The organism is Azospirillum oryzae (assembly GCF_008364795.1).
Lineage (GTDB): Bacteria > Pseudomonadota > Alphaproteobacteria > Azospirillales > Azospirillaceae > Azospirillum > Azospirillum oryzae.
The window spans coordinates 1-17,580 of sequence record NZ_VTTM01000011.1; the positions used below are offsets into that span (position 1 = coordinate 1).

Below are 17,580 nucleotides of genomic sequence, written 5' to 3' on the forward strand. Positions count from 1 at the left end.
CGCGGGGTGGAGCAGCCCGGTAGCTCGTCAGGCTCATAACCTGAAGGCCGCAGGTTCAAATCCTGCCCCCGCAACCACCGACACTTGACAGCCCGCCTCCAACGAGGCGGGCTGTCGGCGTTTCGGGTCCCCTTCGGCGCACGCCTCCAGGATCGTCAGCAGATCGCCATGAAGCTGCTCCTACAGCCCACTGTGCTGCGCGGGGAGGGAGACAGTATGACGCTGCCGACCATGGCCCGGATCATGTCCATTGCGCCTATCCCCTCGTCGCTATGACCGAGCGGCCACTGCTCGGTCATGGCGACGCACACCTATCTTGCCCGCGCGGGCGTGCCGCGGACCCCGGCCGACCTCGCTGATCATGACTCGGTGGTCTACAGACAGCTCAGCAACAGCCGGTCGTTCCGGCAGCGCGGGACCAAAGCGTCGGTGGTGGTGTTCGACCGGTAGCGAACTGCACGACGCCCGGCTGGAGGCGCCGCACCGCGTTAACGCCGCGCCGCCTTGCGCCATCGCATCGGTGTCTGGCCGACCGCCCGGCCGAACAGGCGCGTCAGGTGGGCCTGATCGGAAAAGCCGCAGGTGCAGGCGATCTGGCAGAGCGGCTCGTCGGTTTCCAGCATCAGGCGCTGGGCCAGTCTCACCCGCCGTTCGACGATGTAGGCGTGGGGTGTCTCGCCCGTGCTGACCTTGAAAGCGTCGGTGAAGCGTCCGCTGCTGAGCCCGACGAGGGCGGCCAGCGTCTCCACCCTTATCGGCCCGGCAATGCTGACCTCAACATGTTCGGTCACTCGGCGAAGCTGCCAGGAGGTCAGTCCACCTCTGGGCTGGGACGGTGTGGCGATGGCCGCCGGCTCGTTCTGCCGGTCCGCGAACAGGGAGGCGAGCCGATCGAGGCAGAGCCGCGCTCCGTCGGGATCATGGTCGAGCACGGCAAGGGCGCGGGTCACCAGGGTGGCGACCGTCCTGTCATCGGCGGCGACTGGTTGAAGCATCGGAGGGCTCCCTGCGTGACATGGCGTGCGGGGAGTTTGACCGGCTTCGGGGGCGTCGCGGAATCGCACGCTGGGGTCGTCCGCCCCGTGCCATGGCCTTACGGTTGCTAGCCCTTGGTGTGATGTTCACTCCAGCATCGCACCCAGCCGGCGCCCATAGGCGGCGATGGCGGCGCCGGCGGGATGGCGCTCCTCATTGTAGGCTTGCAGGGCGGTCTCGACCTCCTGGTGGGCGAACAGATGCCGAGCCAGTGCCATCGCGTCGCCCGCCGCCTTGGCGACGCCCATCGCCGTGTGCGGACGGACCACGAAGGCTGCGTCCCCCAGCAGAGCCACCCGACCGCGTGTCATCGCCGGCACCTCGTAATCGAAGATGGCCTGGACGAACGGGCGTGGTTCCGCTGCGATCGCCGCCGCGAAGGGGGGCGGCAGCAGGTCGGCCGCATCCTGCCGCAGCCTGGCAGCCAGTGTCTTCGGCACCTGACCGGGCGCAAGCGAATAGGGATGGTGGCGTCCCTTGGCGTCGGTCAGCAGCGCCGGCAGTTCGGCCGCCGCCACCCGCCGGTACCAGACCCAGTTGTAGCGCCGCTCCCCCACCGCAGTCTCCGCCGCCGGCCCGGTGACCAGATAGCCCAATGTGTGCGATTGCGGCATGTCGTAGAAGGCGAAGCGCTCCAGCAGGATGGTAGCCTCCGCCGGCAGATCTCGTTCCGGCACCAGCCCGCGCCAAGCGACATAGCCTGCATAGTCGTTGGCGGCGTGCCTGCCCACCACCGCGCAGCGGACGATGGAACCCAGCCCGTCGGCACCGATCACCAGATCGGCCTCCTCCCGGCTGCCGTCGTCGAAGCGCAGGCTGGCGGAGGCGGCATCCTGCTCCACCCCCAGGACGGTTCGGCCCAGGACATAGGCGTCGTCGGGCACCTTGCCGCGCATCGTGGCGTACAGATGGTCCCAGGAGATCTGCATCTGCGGCGTCGCCTGCCGGTGCCGGATCTCGCCGGTGCGGTCGAGGAAGATGCGCTCGTGGGCGACGACGCCGACATGGGCCACATGCTCGCACCCCACCGCGCGCAACAGGGCGAACAGGTCGCGCTGGCCGACCAGCCCGGCGCCACGGCCGGCGAGTCCGCCGCCGGAGCGTTCATAGAGGCGGACGTCGTGCCCCTCCTGCCGCAGCAGGGCGGCGACGAACAGACCGCCGACGGAGCCGCCGACGATCCTCACACGCAGGGTCTTCATGGTCTTTTTCCCTTCTCATACGGGACCGAGTGCGGCCTTGAGCCGTTCGGGGCTGAGCGGCATGTCGCGCAGGCGCACGCCGGTGGCGTCGGCGATGGCATTGGCCAGGGCGGCGGCGGACGGTCCCTGCGCCGCCTCTGCCGTGCCAAGGAAGGGTGCGCCAGGGCGGTCCATCACCACCACCTCCACCGAGCCCGGCACATCGTCGAAGCGCAGGATGGGATAGCTGCTCCAATCGAAGCTGGCACGGCGGTCGGCCGCGAAGCGCACTGCTTCCCGGCCGGTCCAACTGAGCGATTGCACCAGCCCGCCCTCGATCTGGTTGCGCACGCCGTCGGGGTTGGCGGGCTGGCCGCAATCGACCGCGGCGACCGCACGGCGGACCAGCGTCCGGCCGGTCTCGCGGTCGACCTCCACCTCCATCGCCACCGCGCAATAGGCGCCGAGATTCTTGTAGCGGGCGAAGGCCATGCCGCAGCCGCGCCGGCCGTCGCCTTTCGGCCGTTTGGACCAGCCGAAGCGGTCGGCCGCCGCCTGCATCACGTCGCGCGCCCGCTCGTCCCGCATATGGTCGAGGCGGATCGCCAGCGGATCGATGCCGGCCCCGGCGGCCAGCTCGTCCAGCATGCTTTCGATGGAAAAGACGTTTAGATGCGCGCCCAACGACCGCAGGGCGGAGACGCGCACCGGCATGTTCTTCAGGAAATGATAGACGACATGGGTGTTGGCGAAGCTGTAGAGCGGGTTGGAGTTGCGGCTGCCGTCACCTTCCGGCATCGGGATCGGCTTGCCTTCGGGAGCGGGGAATGGCGGGTCGGCCTCGTTGCCCGCCAGCACGCCGCCGGCCCCGACCGGGCGGTTGTTGTGCGGGTTGCTCCAGACCGCGTGGCGCCAGGAGACGATGCGGTTGTCGGCGCCCAGCGCCGCTTCCAACTCCGTCATCATGCCGGGGCCTAGCGGTTCCCAGCCGAACTCCTGCTCGCGCATCCATTGCAGGCGAATGGGGTGGCCGGGCATGGCCTTGGCGATCACCGCCGCGTCGGCCGCCACGTCGTCGGCGCCGTTCTGGCCGTAACAGCCGGCACCCTCTGCATGGATGGCATGGACCTTCTCCGGCGGCAAGCCGAGCAGTTCGGCGACGACGCGGCGGACATCGAAGGTGCCCTGGCTGTGGGTCCAGACGGTCATCGCGCCATCCACATACCGCGCGATGGCGCAGGACGGGCCGATGGAGCCATGGCTGATCCAGGGCCGGGTGTAGCGCGCCTTTACGCTGCGGACGGCCGGTCCCGCCGGATCGCTGGTATCCATGATCGGGATGTCGCGGGCCGGCAGCGCCTTCAGCGTCGCCGCCACGGCGTCGCCGGTTCCGTCCGCTGGTAGCGGTGACTGCGTGCGGGCATAGGCTGCGCGTTGCAGGTGGCGCAAGGCCTGGATCGCCGTCCATTGCCGCTCCGCCACCACCGCCAGGAAGCCGCCCTGCCGGACGATCCTCACCACGCCCGGCATGCGGGCGACGGCGTCGAGATCGGGCGATTGCAGGCTGGTGCCGACGCTGGGACCGCGGACGACGCGGGCGTGCAGCATGCCGGGCAGGCGCATGTCGTGCAGATAGGCGGGACCGCCGGTCAGCTTTGCCGGGATGTCGACCCGCGGCAGTTCCAGGCCCAGCGTGCGGTAGTCCGACGGCCGGCGCAGCGGCGCGTCGGGCACCGCCTGCACATGCAGCGACAGTCGCGCCGCAACCTCGCCATAGGGCAGAGACCTGCCGTCCGGCGCGTGCAGACTGCCGTCGCCGCCGGTGGTCACCCGATCGGCCGCGACGCCCCAGTCGCGCGCCGCTTCTGCCGCCAGCAGCATGCGCACGTTGGCGGCGGCGTTCTGGATCGCCGTGCCGCTGTCCTGCATGGAATGGCTTCCGGCGGTCAGCCCCTCGTCCGGTGTCCGTTCGGTGTCGGCGGTGACCAGGGTGATGGCGGCGGGCAAAATGTCCAACTCCTCCGCCGCGACCTGGGTCAGAGCGGTGCGGATGCCCTGGCCCAACTCCACCTTGCCGGTGAAGACGGTGACCCGGCCATCGGCGTCGATGCGGATCCAGGCGTCGAGCCAGGGAGTGGATTTCAGGCTGCCTTTCAGGTCGGGCGCCACGACGGCCGGACCGGCGCCGCCCTCGCCGCCTCCGGCGAGCTGGGCAAAGGCTTTGGGCGCCAGGGCGAAGGAGACCACCAGGGCGCCGCCGGTCAGGAAGCCGCGACGGGACAGGCTGGTTGGATGGGGAGTGCTCATGGCCGCACCTCCTGCGCCGAATGAACGCCCTTGCGCATGGCGACGGCGCGGCGGATGGCGCGCAGGATGCGCATGTGGGTGCCGCAGCGGCAGAGATTGGTCTGCATGTGGGCGCGGATCTGCACTTCGTCCGGGTCTGGGTTGCGGTCGAGCAGGGCCTGCGCACGCATCAGCATTCCGGCGATGCAGTAACCGCACTGGGCGGCCTGCTCCTTTTCGAAAGCCTGCTGCAGCAGGCCGGGGGCCTCGGCGCTGCCTAGCCCCTCCACGGTGCGGATGCGGCGGCCGGCGACGGCACCGATCGGCGTCAGGCAGGAGAAGGCGGGCTTGCCGTCGATATGGACTGTGCAGGCGCCGCACTGGCCGAGGCCGCAGCCGTATTTGGCCCCGTTCAGCTCCAGGTCGTCGCGCAGCACATAGAGCAGCGGCGTGGCCGGGTCGATGTCCAGCGAATGGTCGGCGCCGTTGACGGTGATGGTGACGGTCATGGCTGGGTGTCCTCCTTGCGGACCGTGGCGGCCGCCGTCGCCAGCGATGTCCAGGCCGGACGGTCGCTGAAGCGGGATCGCAGATAGGCGGCGAGGTCGGCGATTTGCGCATCGGTCAGGCTGGCGGCAAAGGCGGGCATCGTCGGTCCGGCCGGTCCGGTGGGCGGGTGGATGCCTTGCAGGATGGCGCGGATCGCATTGTCGGGACTGTCGAGTTGCAGGGCGGTCACCGTCGACAGGCCGGGACGGCCTTGGGTCATCATCGGTGCGCCACCCTCGTGGCAGCCGGCGCAGGCCCCGGCGAACAGGGTCGCGCCGGCGGGATTCGCCTTGGCCGCCTCCGCCGCGCGGTCCGGTGGAGAGGGCGCTTTCGGAGCGGCACGGTCCGCCGACAGTGACGCGATGTAGGTGGCGATGGCGCGGACATCGGCCTCCGGTGCGCGGGACAGGCCATGCACCACCGGTCCCATCGGCCCGGCGGCGGCGCCATGGCGGCCGTCCACGCCGGTGCGCAGATACGCGTACAGGCTGTCCGCCGTCCAGGGTACGGCGGCTGGGCTGGCGCCGTTCAGCGCCGGGGCGACCCAACCCTCTGCCACGCCGCCGGAATATGCGCCGCCGCCCGTCTCCTCGGCTCCGGCAAGATTGCGCGGGCTATGGCAGCCGCTGCAATGGCCCAGGCCCTCCGCCAGATAGGCGCCCCGATTCCACTCCGCATCGCGGTCCGGCCTTGGGGTGAATTCCTCCTGATGCAGGAACAGCAGCTTCCAGCCGGCCAGCAGCGGCCGGAAACCCAGCGGGAAGATCAGGTCGTTCGCCTTGGCCGGGGCGGAGGCCGCCGGGCGGGTCATCAGGAAGGCGTAGATCGCGTCCAGGTCTCCGTCATGCACTTGGCGGTAATGGTCGTAGGGCAATGCGGGATAGAGATGACGCCCGTCACGCGACACCCCGTCGCGCATGGCGCGTTTGAAAGCCTCCTTCGACCATCCGCCGATGCCGGTTTCCGGATCCGGCGTGATGTTGGTGGAATAGAGCGTGCCGAACGGCGTCGCCAGTGCCCGGCCGCCGGCGTAAGCGACACCCTTGTCGACGGTGTGGCAGACGATGCAGTCGCCCACCGCGGCCAGCGCTGCACCACGGGACACCAGTTCGGTGGGGAACTCGGTGGCTTTGGGCGTGGGAACGGTGGGCAGGCCGCTTCGATAGGCGATCCCCAGGAACGCGCCGACGCCGGCAAGGCAGGCCAATGCCCCACCGGCCGCCCATCTGCCTGCCGCCCAGCCGCCCCATCGGTTTCGTTTCATGCTGCACCACCTCTGGTCCGCCGCATGCGTCGTGGGCAGGCGGACAAGTCCAGGGAGGGTGCCGGAGTGTGCGGCTGTCGTATTGAAGAATGGGCGCCGGATTTTTGAACGAAACCCGCACGCCCCTACGCCGTTGGTTCAGCGGCTTCGGTTCGCTCAGCAGGGCAGGCGTCAGTTCGGAGACGGCGGGGGTGATATCACCGCCTCGCTGCTGCCATGTCGGCTCACGTCAAAAGCGAACGACGATCGTATCGGAGGTACTGATAGGCAGCGCCGTTTTGTAGGTTATCTGCTTCAGTACCAGATTGGAACGGATGGTGGCGACGAATTCTATTTTCGACAGCTTGCCTGTTATCAACTGTTCGAGTTCTTCGACATCACGGACAATCACACGCAGCAGGAAATCGCAGTCGCCTGTCATCCAATTGCATTCCATCACCTCGGGAATCCGCTCGACGGCATCCCGGAACTTCTCCAGCGCGGATTGCGGCTGCTTGTCGAGCGTGACCTGGATATAGGCATTGATTTCCAGCCCCATCGCCTTTGGATTCAGAAGGGTGACCCTTCGATCGATGATGCCGGTTTGCTCCAGCTTCTTCACGCGCGTGAGGCAGGGAGAGGGGGACAGGTTGATTCTGCCGGCAAGCTCGACGTTCGTCAGATTTGCATCCTTCTGCAACTCGTTGAGGATTTTGATGTCCGTTCGGTCGAGCGTCAGCGTGTTCATCATGGTGACTCCCGGTTGTAATCTGGACGGCTTTGCTTCGATCCGAAGCGAAGATCGGCAAGAAATTCCGCGGAACAAACCCGTTTGGGGTCAGCACGCGCTTCCTTCCGCCTTTCTGGTGTTCATGCGGCAGATTGTATCCGAGGCCAGCCAATGGCAGAATCTATGGGATTGCCATTTTATGTCGCGAAACTGTCAAGTTTGAATTGCGGTTCGCTTCGCAATGCACGGAGGTCGTAATAGTGCCTAAATTTGCGCAGATCGGTGGGAAGTGGCCGGCAGTTTCGGCGACCGGCGAGGCCGTCTCACGGGTGTGGGATCTCACCGGCCTGCGCGTCAGCTTCACTGCGCTGGATCCTGACGACTTTGCCCGGCCGTTGGTCTCTTTCCTTGTCCAGCGCAATGTGGATGACGACGAGTTGCCGATCCACCAGCACCGGAAAGGCCAACTGGTGGTGGCGGCGGAAGGTTCGGTCATGTGCCGGACGCTCGACGGGCTCCGGATCGTCCCATCCAATGGCGCGGTTTGGATACCGGGAGAGATTCCCCACAGCGTTTCCATGTCGGACAAGGGCAGGTCATACTGCGTTTTCATCAATCCGGAGATTTCGCCTCTGCCGAATTCCTGCGCCACATTTTCGATCAGTCCGATGTTGCGCGAGATGATCTTTCACCTGGCCAACCTGCCGCCGCTCTATCCCTTGGAAGGTCCGACGAGCCGTCTGGTGCAAGTCATTCTGGACGAACTTGCACAGATGAAGGCGGAGCCGCTCCACTTCCCGGTTTCCAACCATCCAAAGATTCAGCGCATCGCGGCCCAATTGCTGGATGCCCCGGACGATCGCAGGACCATCCGGGAATGGGCGGCAGCGGTCGCCACGAGCGAGCGTACGCTGGCCCGGCTTATCCAGAAACATACGGGAATGCCGTTTGGTCGATGGCGCCAGCAACTCCACATCGTGATCGCCGTTCAACGGCTGTCGATGGGGGCAACCGTTCAAGCGATTTCCCAAGAACTGGGATATGATTCTCCCAGTGCGTTCACTGCCATGTTCAGGAAGCACATGGGACAACCTCCGCGCCGATACTTGCAGGATCGGGCGGAGGTCACGACGAACTGATAAGGCTCGGGGGAGTTGTCCGGTCGCAGCGGTCGGCGGCATGGTCGGTGACGGGCGTCGCGGTCGCCTGTGCAAACGCCTGTCACCGCTTGACCTGTCAGCTGACGATATCCTGTTTGATGCTCTTCCGCGCTATCATGAATGCCGCCGCCGCCAGGACATAGACCAGCGACGTGCTGATCAACCCCCAGCGGATGGCGTCACCGGACCCCAGTGAAGGTGCGAGAAGATCGCTGATCAGGCCGACCGACAGCGGTCCAAGGCCGAGTCCGATCAGATTGGCAAACAACAGGAAGATGGCGGTGGCCGTTGCCCTGGTGCGCGGCCGCACCAGACTCTGTACCGCCGCGAAGATCGGGCCGTAATAAATGGACTGCAGCAGCATTGGCAGACTCAGAAGGCAAAGCGCCGCCACGGTGTCCGAGGTGAGATAGGTCGCGAAAAGTGCGAAGGGAAGGCACAGGGCCGCTGCAGCGGGAATGGTCGCGTAGGCATTCAGGTTGCTGCGCAGCGCGCGATCCGTCGACCAGCCGCCCAGCCAGGTTCCGGCAGCTCCGAAGATGCCGATGATCAGGCCCAGCACCGTACCGAGAAAACCGGTGGCGCCCAGTTGGATTCCAGTGAGATTGTTCAGCCTGATCGCCAGATCGCTCAATCCATTCGCGTGATTGCGCAGGAAGAAGGAGCTTTGAAAGGCGAGATTGCTGAAAATCCCAAAGCTCATGGCCACCATTGCGACCGTGAGCCAGAAATAGGTTCGATTTTTGCCGAGTTCGTGCAGTGCCTCCTTCAGGGTGGGCGCGTTTTGCGCCTCGCTGGCGGCGAAGGAGGAGTCTCGCGGCTCGGGTAGAGTGAAATAAGCCAGAAGCCCAAGGATAATGCCGGGCACCCCGACCAGCGCGAAGGATGCGCGCCAGCCGAGCTTGTCCGCGATCAGGCCGCCGACCACCATCCCGACCAGGGAACCGGCCGGAATGCCCATCGAGAAGAATGCCAGCGCCGATGCCCGCTTTTCCCTGGTCGTGTAATCGCTGATCAGTGACTGGGATGCCGGCGTGCAGCCGGCCTCGCCAACCCCGACACCGACCCTGGCGAGGAACAGCTGGGTGAAGTTCTGGGCCACGCCACAGGTTGCCGTGAAAAAGCTCCAGGTGATCGCTGACAGCGCGATGATCCTGACCCGGTTCGCACGCTCTGCCCACCGGGCGATCGGAAGGGCCAGCGTCGCGTAGAAGATGGCGAAGGAAAGGCCGGTCAACGACCCCAGCTGCCAATCGGCGAGACCGAGTTCACGCTTGATCGGCTCCGCCAGGATATTGACGATCTGACGGTCGACGAAGTTCAGCATGTAAACGAGGAACAACATGATCAAGGCATAGCGTCGATAGTGGATCGACAGGACCGTCGGTTTCGGCTGCAGCACCGATATCGTGGTCGTTGCGTCTTCGATCATACGGCAGTCTCCAAAAAGACCGGGCACAAGGGGGCCGGGTCGGTTTCGGTCGGAACGCGGTGTCGGGAGGCGCGGGGAATGCTGGCGGCCGGCCTGCGGCTCGGCATGCGGTCAGAACTTGACGCCGGTGCTGATGAGAAACACGTCACGGTCGGCGCGCGGGTCGTAGGGGCCGGCCAAGGTCGTCAGGTAGGTGAGGTTGAAGAGATAGCTGTCCTTGACCGCGCCATCGAGGGCGAGCCGGAGGATCTGGCGCCCCTGATTGAACGCGCCGTCATAGGACGTCCCGTTGACGTCGTGGGCGAAGGCGACGGACGGCTTGAGGTTCACCCCCGGCAGAACGTCCTGATAGCTCAGGCTCGCCTGAAGGCGATACCCCCACGAGAATGGCGTCACGAAGCCCCTGGTGGTGCAGGCCTTGGGATCGGCCCCGGCCGCGCAGACGCCGTTGTTGGGGCCGGTTCCGAAAATGTCGGAGCGGCCATAACGGCGGAAATTGGGGTCCGGCAGATCGTGGACATATTTGGCGCCGACCTCGCCGCCGAGGGTCAAGGTGCCGCCGATCACACTCCCGATGTCGCCCGATGCGGCGAGCTGCCCCTGGGTGACGTGAAAACGCTCGTAACCGGCGAACGGTCCGCCCAGGGGAACCGAGGCGAAATCCCGCGCCAGCACACCGGTTCCGCTCACGGCGGCCTGCAAAAGATCGGGGGCGTTGAAGCCGAGCGGCTGGTTGAATTTATGATCGAGTTCGCCCGCGACCCGCAGCTTGATAGAGGGAACGCTGGTGGCGAAGCTGCCGGACAGCATTTTGATATTTTTGGGGTACTGGAACCGATAGGCCGGATTCAAGCCATCCGGATCTCCCGGCAGGAAGATGGCGCCGGTCCGGCCGGTCCGGTCGGCCTCGACATAGCCGGTCCGCGAGTGAATGTTGGTGAAGTGGAGCGAAAGCCGGGTGCCGATGTCCGGCACCAGATATGAGGCGCCGACACCGAACTGGCCGGCATCACCCGCCGTCCCGTCGCTGCGACGCTTCAGGAATCGCCCGGTTGCCAGCCCGTCGCCCGAGGACAAGGCATTGGACACCATGACCATGTCGCAACCCGGTGAGGCGTAATCGGCGGTGGCGGCGAATGTTCCGCAACCCGGCTGCGTCGATGTCGCCGATAGAAGCTGATAGAAGACGTCGAGGCTTGCGGTCGGCGAGAGGTCGACCTTGCCCGACAGCGCCAGGAACGGCTTCGCTCCCTCCTGCGGCTGCAAGCCCGGCCGGGACAAGGCGGCGAAGTCGCGCGGGTTGATGTCACGGAGGCCGCCGGGAATTGTGAATGCCGGACCCCATTCGATGGTCTGCTGGCCGGCCTTGAACGAGATGGGGAGCCCACCGGTGGAGAACCGACCCTTGACGTAAGCGTCGGCGAGGGAGATGCCGCGGAATTTGGCGCCTTGCGAAAAACCACGGTCGGACAATGGGCCGCCGGCATAATTGTTCGGCAGGTTGCCCAGCGCGACATGCCCCTCGGCAAGTGTGTAGTCGTACCAGCCCTTCACGCGGGTGAAAACGCCCCAGCCGTCGGCGTTGTTGGCCTCGAAATCGACCAGCCCCTTGGCGACCGTGGAAACCGGATCACCTTCCCGATAGTTCAGGTTCCCGTCGTCGGAATTGACGCCCCCCGGTGCCCCACTTCTGATCCGGAACCGTGCACCGTCGCCGGCGGGAACCAGGGACGGGTCGATGGGGCTGGCGCGAATGGCCGTTCCGACGGTGACCACGGCCCGGATGCCACCCGACCAGTCTCCTTCCTTGAATTCCCAGGCATGGGCCGGCCATGCGATCGACAGGGCGGCAAGGATCGCCGCTTTCCGGCCTATGCCAATGCTTGTCCACCATGCGGCACGGGGTGCCGACAGACTCAGGTCCCCCATCTTTCCTCCCTTTGAAGATTTATTGGAGTTGAGACAAGGAAGCCCTTCCCCGATCTTTCCGGACGGGCCAGGGTTCGGTCTTCCAATTTTTCCTTGAGAGCACTCGGCATGGACTCAGATGCAGGGCAATCGCATCTGAGGGTGGATCGACAACAATCCACTTCGAATGTCCTTCTCACCGCAAGGAGAGAGGGAGTTCGTTATCAAATAAAATCAAAATACGATGACAAGAACGCTGATAACCAGTACTATCCAACGGATTAGAAATATTCCATACGACCGAATTTGCCTGAAGAATAAATCAGCGGAACTTTATGCTGATTGTGATTGTGGATCTGGGCGACAACGGCGCCGATCATGATCGTATGGGTGGCGACTTCCAGGGTGTCCTGTACTCTGCAATCGAAGCTGCAAACGGATTGGAGAAGGACTGGAACCCCGGTGACCATCTCGCCCCATTCAGTGGGGGAGAAACGGGATGCGCCCTTGCTGCCGTCCATCGCCGCAAAGCGTTCCGCCAGTTGGACCTGATCGGCGGAAAGGACATTCCAGGAAAAGGCGCCGGTCCGGAGAATGACGTCGTGGGCCTCGGCACTGCGGTTGATGCAGGCAAGCACCATCGGCGGCTCGACGCACAAGGAAACCGCGGCGGTGACGGTCAGGCCACGCCTGTCGGCACCTAGGCCCGATGCCACAATGGAGACCGAGCCCACAACGGAGCGCAATGCACTCTTGAAGGCTGCCGTCTCCACATGGTTTGGAACCGGCAAATCTTGTCCTGACATGGTGAACCTCACGCAAGGCAGTGGAATGGCGTGCCGCCAACGCTGGTTGGCGCCGCGTGACTGGTCGTTCGGCATCTGTGTTGGACGGCGCTACGGGGTGGCGGTGGCGACCGGCAGCGTCCGGTGCTCCACGATGTTCAGCCCATAGCCCCTGAGCGCGACCGGGACATGCTGCGAGTTGGACAGAAGGATCATGTCGTGAATGCCGAGATCCGCCAGAACCTGGGCGCCGACGCCATAGTTGCGCAGCTCGGCCTTGTCGACGAGCGGCTCACCCGACTTCACCCGAAGAAGCTGTGAGATCGCCATATCGCGGCTGAACAGCACGATCACGCCTCTCCCTTCGGCGGCGATCGCCTGCATGGATCGGGCGACGATATCGCCGCGATCACCGTTCTGGCCGAGCACGTCCGACAGGATGTCCAGCGCGTGCATGCGCACCAGGGTCGGCCTCTCGTCAATCACGCCCTTCACCAGCGCAATCGCTTCGGTCTCGATTGCCTTGATGCGGAAGGTGATGGCGCTCCATTCACCGCCCCATCGGCTGTCGAATTTCGCGGTGACGACACGCTCGACATCATGATCGTGGCGGCGGCGGAAGGCGATCAGGTCGCGGATCGTGCCGATCTTGAGAGCGTGACGCTGGGCGAAGGCGACGAGATCGTCCAGGCGGGCCATCGTCCCGTCCTCCTTCATGATCTCGCAGATCACGCCCGAGGGATTGAGGCCGGCAAGACGCGCGACATCCACCGCCGCCTCGGTATGCCCCGCACGGACCAGCACGCCGCCGGGTCGGGAGACCAGTGGAAATATGTGGCCCGGCGAGACGATATGGCCGGGCCCCCTGGCCGCGTCGATCGCCACCGCCACCGTTCGCGCACGGTCCGCCGCGGAGATGCCGGTGGACACCCCCTCGCGCGCCTCGATGGAAACGGTGAAGGCGGTCCCGTGGCGGGTGCCGTTTTCCGCACTCATCAATTTGAGGCCGAGCTGATCGACCCGCTCCTTGCCGAGCGCCAGACAGATGAGGCCCTTGCCATGCGATGCCATGAAGTTGATCGCCTCGGGCGTCGCCATCTGCGCCGGAATGACAAGATCGCCCTCGTTCTCCCGATCCTCGTCGTCGACGAGGATGAACATTCGGCCATTGCGGGCCTCTTCGATGATCTCCATCGTAGAGGACAGAAATGGATGGCGTGGATTGCAGGGCAGCATCGTCATGACATTCCTCCGATCACCGCATCACATGTTCGACAGCGCCTGACGGATCAGCGAATCCTCGGAATCGTCGTAGAGTGAATTTATCAGCGCCGCGTAACGCTCGTTCAGCACCTTGCGCCGCTTTTTCCTGGTTGCCGTCATGACTCCATTTTCGGCCGACAGCTCTTCGGGAAGAATCCGGAACGACTTTATCTGTTCGACCGGCGCCAGCCTCTGGTTCGCCTTGGCGACCTCCCCCTCGATCAGGTGGATGACCGCTTCCGACGAACAGAAATCCGAGTAGTCGTTTATCGTTTCATTCCGCGCCTTCACCCAGTCCATCATCGCGATGCGGTCGACCTCGATCAGCGCCACGAGGTATTTCCGTCCGTCACCGCAAACAGCGGCTTCCGATATGTACGGGCTTCGACGCAGTTCGTTCTCGATCTGCGCCGGACTGATCGACTTGCCGCCGGAGGTGTTGATGATATCCTTTTTCCGGTCGATGATCGCCAGTTGGCCATCGGGCCGGACCTCGACGATGTCGCCGGTGTGGAGCCATCCGTCGCGCAGAGCCTCCAGCGTGTCGTCAGGCTTGTTCAGGTAACCCGTGAACAGGCCGGGTCCCGTCACCAGCATTTCACCGTCGCCGGCGACCCTCGTCTTCCAGCGGGGATCGGCGATCGGAACACCGATCGTGCCGGGCTTCGACCAGTCCCGCATCTGGCCGGTGTTCGCGCCGACCAGTTCGGTCTGCCCGTAGACCTCCTTGAGGTTCACCCCCCATGTCTGCCACAGCTTCACGACGTCCGGCGGCATCGGTGCGGAGGCGGTGTAAGCGTAACGGAGTTGGTCCAGACCGATCTCCGCTAGGAGCGGAAGGAAGACCTGATCGCGGCAGGTCGCGAAAAGCGCCTGGAGAAAGGGATCGTCCGGACCGTCCGCCTGTCGATCCGCCAGCGCCTTCTGGGCGATGGACATCGCGAAGCGGTAGGATTTCTTGCCGATCGAAGCCGACGCATTGATCCTGCTGACCAGTTCGGCGGCGTAGCGCTGATAGAAGCGCGGCGGCGCCATCCAATAGGTCGGCTTCACATCCCGGATGGTCGTCGCGAAGTCCGCTCCGGTCTCGCCGAAATAGGGCGTGACCTCGCTGATGAGAGGAAGAACGATCCCCTGCCCGAGCCCGACGACATGGGAGAGGGGGAGATGGACGACCACCCGCTGGGGTTCGCGGAAAAGCGCCGGGCAAAAGTGTCCGACGGTCAGCAGCCCCTCGATCAGCGACCGGTGGGTGAGAATCGCGCCCTTGGGATTGCCGGTCGTCCCGGAGGTGTAGACGATGCTCGCATTGTCTTCCGCACGCGCCATGGCTGCCCGCTCGTCGAGCAGCGACGCACAGTCGGACGACGAGGCGGAAAACCGCGGCAGCGAGACGATGTTCTTCGATGACGGAACCGCCGGATCGAAGACCACGATCTTTTTCAGCGTCTCCGCCTGCCGGCTGCGGAGAAGGATGGCGAGTTCCTTCTCTCCGGCGACGAAGGCGAACCTGCTCCCGGAGTCCGCCAGGAAGTACTCCACCTCCTCCGTCGAAGAGGTGAAATAAATCCCTACCGCCACGCCGCCGGAACAGACCGTCGCCATGTAGGCGACCACCCATTCCTGCGAGATGTCCCCCATGATGGCGACGTGGTCCCCCTTTTCCAGACCATGGTCGAGGAGGGCGCGCGAAAGCGCTGCGACGTCCCTGGCGAACTCACTCCAGGTCGTGGCGTGCCACGTGCCGGCACGCTTCTGGAAGAACGCCACGGCCTCGCCCCTGCCATCCCGGCGGTCACGCAGCAGCGACGCCAGCGTCCCGTCTTCATGCGCAGTCGGCGAGACAGTCGCGGAGGGGGCAATCGTGGGCAGGACGGGCAGAGAAAGGGAATGCGGCCCGCCCATCTCAATTGCCGCCTTCTGCAAAGCGTTTGCGCTTCTCGCGGAAGGCGGCGACGGCCTCCTTGCGCTCCGGACTGTGGAAGGTGAGCATCTCGTGCGCCATGGCGGTGTCGAGATTCAGGTGCACCTGATCCTTGATCAGCTTGTTGACGGCGTATTTGGTCCAGACGATGGCGTCGCGGGGGCCGGACGCGAGCATCTCGGCGTAGCGGACCGCATGCTCGACGACGGTTCCTTCCGGCACGACCTTGTTGATCATTCCGGCCGCCGCCGCTTCCTCCGCCGAAATGAAGTCGCCGGTCATCAGATAGTGCTTCGCCCGCACCGGCCCCAGAAGGAGCGGCCAGATCACCGCACCGCCGTCACCGGCAACGACGCCGGCCGTCACATGCGTGTCGGCGAAGCGGACGCCGGGCTGGGCGAAGACGACGTCGCAGAACAGTGCGAGCGTGGCGCCCAGGCCGACGGCGACGCCATTCACGGCGGCGATCAGCGGCGCTTCCAACTCGAGCATGTTGCGGATGAGATGGCGCCCGGAACGGGTGGGCGAAATCGGCCCAAGAGTGTCATCGAGCGCGTTCTGATCGCCGCCGGAGCAGAAGCCGCGCCCCGCACCGGTCAGGACGACGGCCTTGACCGTCCGGTCGTTGTCGAGATCCGCGAACAGCTCTTCCAGCGCGGCGTGCATCGGCCAATCGATGGCGTTGAGGATTTCCGGCCGGTTCAGGGTGACGATGGCCACGCCGCTCGCACGTTTCTCGACGAGCAGGCCCCTGTAGGTCTTGTCGGTCATATGAGACTCTCTTCAGATCGGTCGAGAGGGGATCAGGCCGAAGCGCTTGTCTTTCGCATCATGCGGATCTGTTCGAGTATCTCGTCGGTCGGACGAACCACATTGTTGCGGTCGTTGAAATGAGGGATGACATGGCGGCCGACCAACTCGATCGCCTTCATGATCTCAGCGTGAGAAACCGAGTCGATGTGGAACAGGATTTCTTCGGCGCCGGTTTCGATGAACCGTTCCAACTGGCGGATGACCGTATCCGGGCTGCCGCAAACCAGGCTGGCCGAGTCATTGAGGAGATAATCCCAGTCGGTGGCTGCGCGCTGGAGCGCTTCCAGCCCTTCCCCCATGTAGGCGTAGTCGTCCGCGATCTTCGCGAGCCTCGGATAGGCATCGGTCGAGATGCGAGCGTACTGCATCAGCGGCTCGGCATAGATGTCCTTCGCCGCCTGATCGGTTTCGGCAATCCCGAGGAACACCGGCATGCCGAGGCGCGGACGGTCGAGGGGGCCGTTCGGGTCCCGGCGCCAGTTCGACCGATAGGCTTCGACCATCTTCGCCTGGGCGTCCCAGCCCTGGTACAGCGTGTGGCTGAGGACGGCGAGCCCCTGACGGGCCGCCCAGACATGGCTGCGCTCGCTGGTCGCGGCGATGCCCATCAGCGGATAGGGCTTCTGGAGCGGTTTCGGCACCAGCATGCGCGGCGGAACCTGATAATGCTTGCCCTCGAAGGTGAAGATGTCCTTGCTGAAGGCTTCGCGGATGAGCGCGATCCCTTCCTCCATCTGCTCGAGGGTTTCCGCGGGTTCGACGTTGAAGGCGCGCATGGCGATGGTGGTGTTCGCCCGGCCGCAGTACAGCTCCATGCGCCCGTTGGACAGGATGTCGGTGACCGCGGCACGTTCCGCCGTGCGGAGTGCGTGGTTGATCTTCTTGGGCATCAGCGAAACCGCCGGCCTCAGCCGGATGCGGGACGTGACCGCCGCGAGGTAGCCATACACGACTTCGGGAGCCGAACTGGAGATCCCTCCCAAGGCGACATGCTGCTCGGACAGGCTGACGATGTCGAAACCCATCTTCTCGGCAAACACCGCTTCTTCGACGAGTTCATGAAGCCGGCGCGAATAGCTTTGGCCAACCAGGGTTTCCTGCTCGGACCAGAAACCGAACTTGACTGCCATTTGGATGCCCTCTCGGGTTTGTTTGGATTGTCTCTTGAGTGACTGAAAGCTTGTCACGAAGTAGGCGGCAGAACCTGCCGAAGATCCGTCACGCCGACTGAGCGTTCAGAACATTATTTTGTGTAGGAATGATTGGCAGGA

14 protein-coding genes and 1 tRNA gene are annotated in these 17,580 nt (G+C 64.8%); 2 read left to right on the forward strand and 13 right to left on the reverse strand.

The features are described 5' to 3' along the window. Positions 1 to 77 (forward strand) — tRNA-Met (locus tag FZ938_RS23825). Between the two features lie 411 nt (positions 78 to 488). Here the strand turns inward: FZ938_RS23825 and FZ938_RS23835 are convergent. The 6 genes from FZ938_RS23835 to FZ938_RS23860 form a co-directional block, all read right to left on the reverse strand. Beyond that, positions 489 to 995 carry a helix-turn-helix domain-containing protein gene (locus FZ938_RS23835; RefSeq protein ID WP_149200908.1) on the reverse strand — a complete coding sequence of 169 codons (507 nt, stop codon included), beginning with the start codon at positions 993 to 995 and terminating at the stop codon, positions 489 to 491. Between the two features lie 126 nt (positions 996 to 1,121). Continuing rightward, positions 1,122 to 2,237: an FAD binding domain-containing protein gene (locus FZ938_RS23840; protein ID WP_149200909.1), complete on the reverse strand. Its 1,116-nt coding sequence runs from the start codon at positions 2,235 to 2,237 to the stop codon at positions 1,122 to 1,124. A gap of 15 nt (positions 2,238 to 2,252) precedes the next feature. Beyond that, positions 2,253 to 4,523, reverse strand: a complete 2,271-nt coding sequence (locus FZ938_RS23845) for a xanthine dehydrogenase family protein molybdopterin-binding subunit (protein WP_149200910.1) — start codon at positions 4,521 to 4,523, stop codon at positions 2,253 to 2,255. Continuing rightward, positions 4,520 to 5,011, reverse strand: a complete 492-nt coding sequence (locus FZ938_RS23850; RefSeq protein WP_149200911.1) for a (2Fe-2S)-binding protein — start codon at positions 5,009 to 5,011, stop codon at positions 4,520 to 4,522. Before FZ938_RS23850 ends, FZ938_RS23845 begins: the two co-directional genes overlap by 4 nt. Continuing rightward, positions 5,008 to 6,315: a c-type cytochrome gene (locus tag FZ938_RS23855; protein ID WP_149200912.1), complete on the reverse strand. Its 1,308-nt coding sequence runs from the start codon at positions 6,313 to 6,315 to the stop codon at positions 5,008 to 5,010. Before FZ938_RS23855 ends, FZ938_RS23850 begins: the two co-directional genes overlap by 4 nt. A 229-nt stretch (positions 6,316 to 6,544) precedes the next feature. Then, positions 6,545 to 7,045 (reverse strand): Lrp/AsnC family transcriptional regulator, encoded by a 501-nt coding sequence (locus FZ938_RS23860; RefSeq protein WP_246799094.1) that lies wholly within the window; start codon positions 7,043 to 7,045, stop codon positions 6,545 to 6,547. Positions 7,046 to 7,284: 239 nt separating this feature from the next. Here FZ938_RS23860 and FZ938_RS23865 point away from each other — a divergent pair, with 239 nt between their 5' ends. Further along, complete coding sequence (locus FZ938_RS23865) at positions 7,285 to 8,163, forward strand: AraC family transcriptional regulator (protein WP_149200913.1); 879 nt, start codon at positions 7,285 to 7,287, stop codon at positions 8,161 to 8,163. Between the two features lie 97 nt (positions 8,164 to 8,260). On the opposite strand, the gene FZ938_RS23870 is transcribed toward FZ938_RS23865, so the two are convergent. From FZ938_RS23870 to FZ938_RS23900, 7 genes are all read right to left on the reverse strand, one after another. Then, the gene (locus tag FZ938_RS23870) at positions 8,261 to 9,616 is read right to left on the reverse strand and encodes a spinster family MFS transporter (RefSeq protein WP_149200914.1); all 1,356 of its coding nucleotides are present in this window, start codon (positions 9,614 to 9,616) and stop codon (positions 8,261 to 8,263) included. A gap of 111 nt (positions 9,617 to 9,727) precedes the next feature. Then, positions 9,728 to 11,545: a DUF1302 domain-containing protein gene (locus FZ938_RS23875; RefSeq protein ID WP_149200915.1), complete on the reverse strand. Its 1,818-nt coding sequence runs from the start codon at positions 11,543 to 11,545 to the stop codon at positions 9,728 to 9,730. Between the two features lie 260 nt (positions 11,546 to 11,805). Then, positions 11,806 to 12,405 carry a flavin reductase family protein gene (locus FZ938_RS23880; RefSeq protein WP_246457207.1) on the reverse strand — a complete coding sequence of 200 codons (600 nt, stop codon included), beginning with the start codon at positions 12,403 to 12,405 and terminating at the stop codon, positions 11,806 to 11,808. Between the two features lie 15 nt (positions 12,406 to 12,420). Further along, positions 12,421 to 13,551, reverse strand: a complete 1,131-nt coding sequence (gene ribB / locus FZ938_RS23885) for a 3,4-dihydroxy-2-butanone-4-phosphate synthase (RefSeq protein WP_149200916.1) — start codon at positions 13,549 to 13,551, stop codon at positions 12,421 to 12,423. A 21-nt stretch (positions 13,552 to 13,572) separates the two neighbouring features. Further along, entirely contained in the window at positions 13,573 to 15,477 is a 1,905-nt protein-coding gene (locus FZ938_RS23890) for an AMP-dependent synthetase/ligase (RefSeq protein ID WP_149201041.1), read from the reverse strand. Between the two features lies 1 nt (position 15,478). Continuing rightward, entirely contained in the window at positions 15,479 to 16,267 is a 789-nt protein-coding gene (locus tag FZ938_RS23895) for an enoyl-CoA hydratase/isomerase family protein (RefSeq protein WP_149200917.1), read from the reverse strand. 32 nt (positions 16,268 to 16,299) lie between these two features. Continuing rightward, positions 16,300 to 17,439 (reverse strand): LLM class flavin-dependent oxidoreductase, encoded by a 1,140-nt coding sequence (locus FZ938_RS23900; protein WP_149200918.1) that lies wholly within the window; start codon positions 17,437 to 17,439, stop codon positions 16,300 to 16,302. Between the last annotated feature and the right edge of the window lie 141 nt (positions 17,440 to 17,580).

Bases quoted from the DNA above. Each gene is read 5' to 3' on its own strand.
- FZ938_RS23835 (WP_149200908.1), bottom strand. From the start codon at position 995: ATGCTTCAACCAGTCGCCGCCGATGACAGGACGGTCGCCACCCTGGTG.
- FZ938_RS23840 (WP_149200909.1), bottom strand. From the start codon at position 2,237: ATGAAGACCCTGCGTGTGAGGATCGTCGGCGGCTCCGTCGGCGGTCTG.
- FZ938_RS23845 (WP_149200910.1), bottom strand. From the start codon at position 4,523: ATGAGCACTCCCCATCCAACCAGCCTGTCCCGTCGCGGCTTCCTGACC.
- FZ938_RS23850 (WP_149200911.1), bottom strand. From the start codon at position 5,011: ATGACCGTCACCATCACCGTCAACGGCGCCGACCATTCGCTGGACATC.
- FZ938_RS23855 (WP_149200912.1), bottom strand. From the start codon at position 6,315: ATGAAACGAAACCGATGGGGCGGCTGGGCGGCAGGCAGATGGGCGGCC.
- FZ938_RS23860 (WP_246799094.1), bottom strand. From the start codon at position 7,045: ATGATGAACACGCTGACGCTCGACCGAACGGACATCAAAATCCTCAAC.
- FZ938_RS23870 (WP_149200914.1), bottom strand. From the start codon at position 9,616: ATGATCGAAGACGCAACGACCACGATATCGGTGCTGCAGCCGAAACCG.
- FZ938_RS23875 (WP_149200915.1), bottom strand. From the start codon at position 11,545: ATGGGGGACCTGAGTCTGTCGGCACCCCGTGCCGCATGGTGGACAAGC.
- FZ938_RS23880 (WP_246457207.1), bottom strand. From the start codon at position 12,405: ATGCCGAACGACCAGTCACGCGGCGCCAACCAGCGTTGGCGGCACGCC.
- ribB (WP_149200916.1), bottom strand. From the start codon at position 13,551: ATGACGATGCTGCCCTGCAATCCACGCCATCCATTTCTGTCCTCTACG.
- FZ938_RS23890 (WP_149201041.1), bottom strand. From the start codon at position 15,477: ATGGGCGGGCCGCATTCCCTTTCTCTGCCCGTCCTGCCCACGATTGCC.
- FZ938_RS23895 (WP_149200917.1), bottom strand. From the start codon at position 16,267: ATGACCGACAAGACCTACAGGGGCCTGCTCGTCGAGAAACGTGCGAGC.
- FZ938_RS23900 (WP_149200918.1), bottom strand. From the start codon at position 17,439: ATGGCAGTCAAGTTCGGTTTCTGGTCCGAGCAGGAAACCCTGGTTGGC.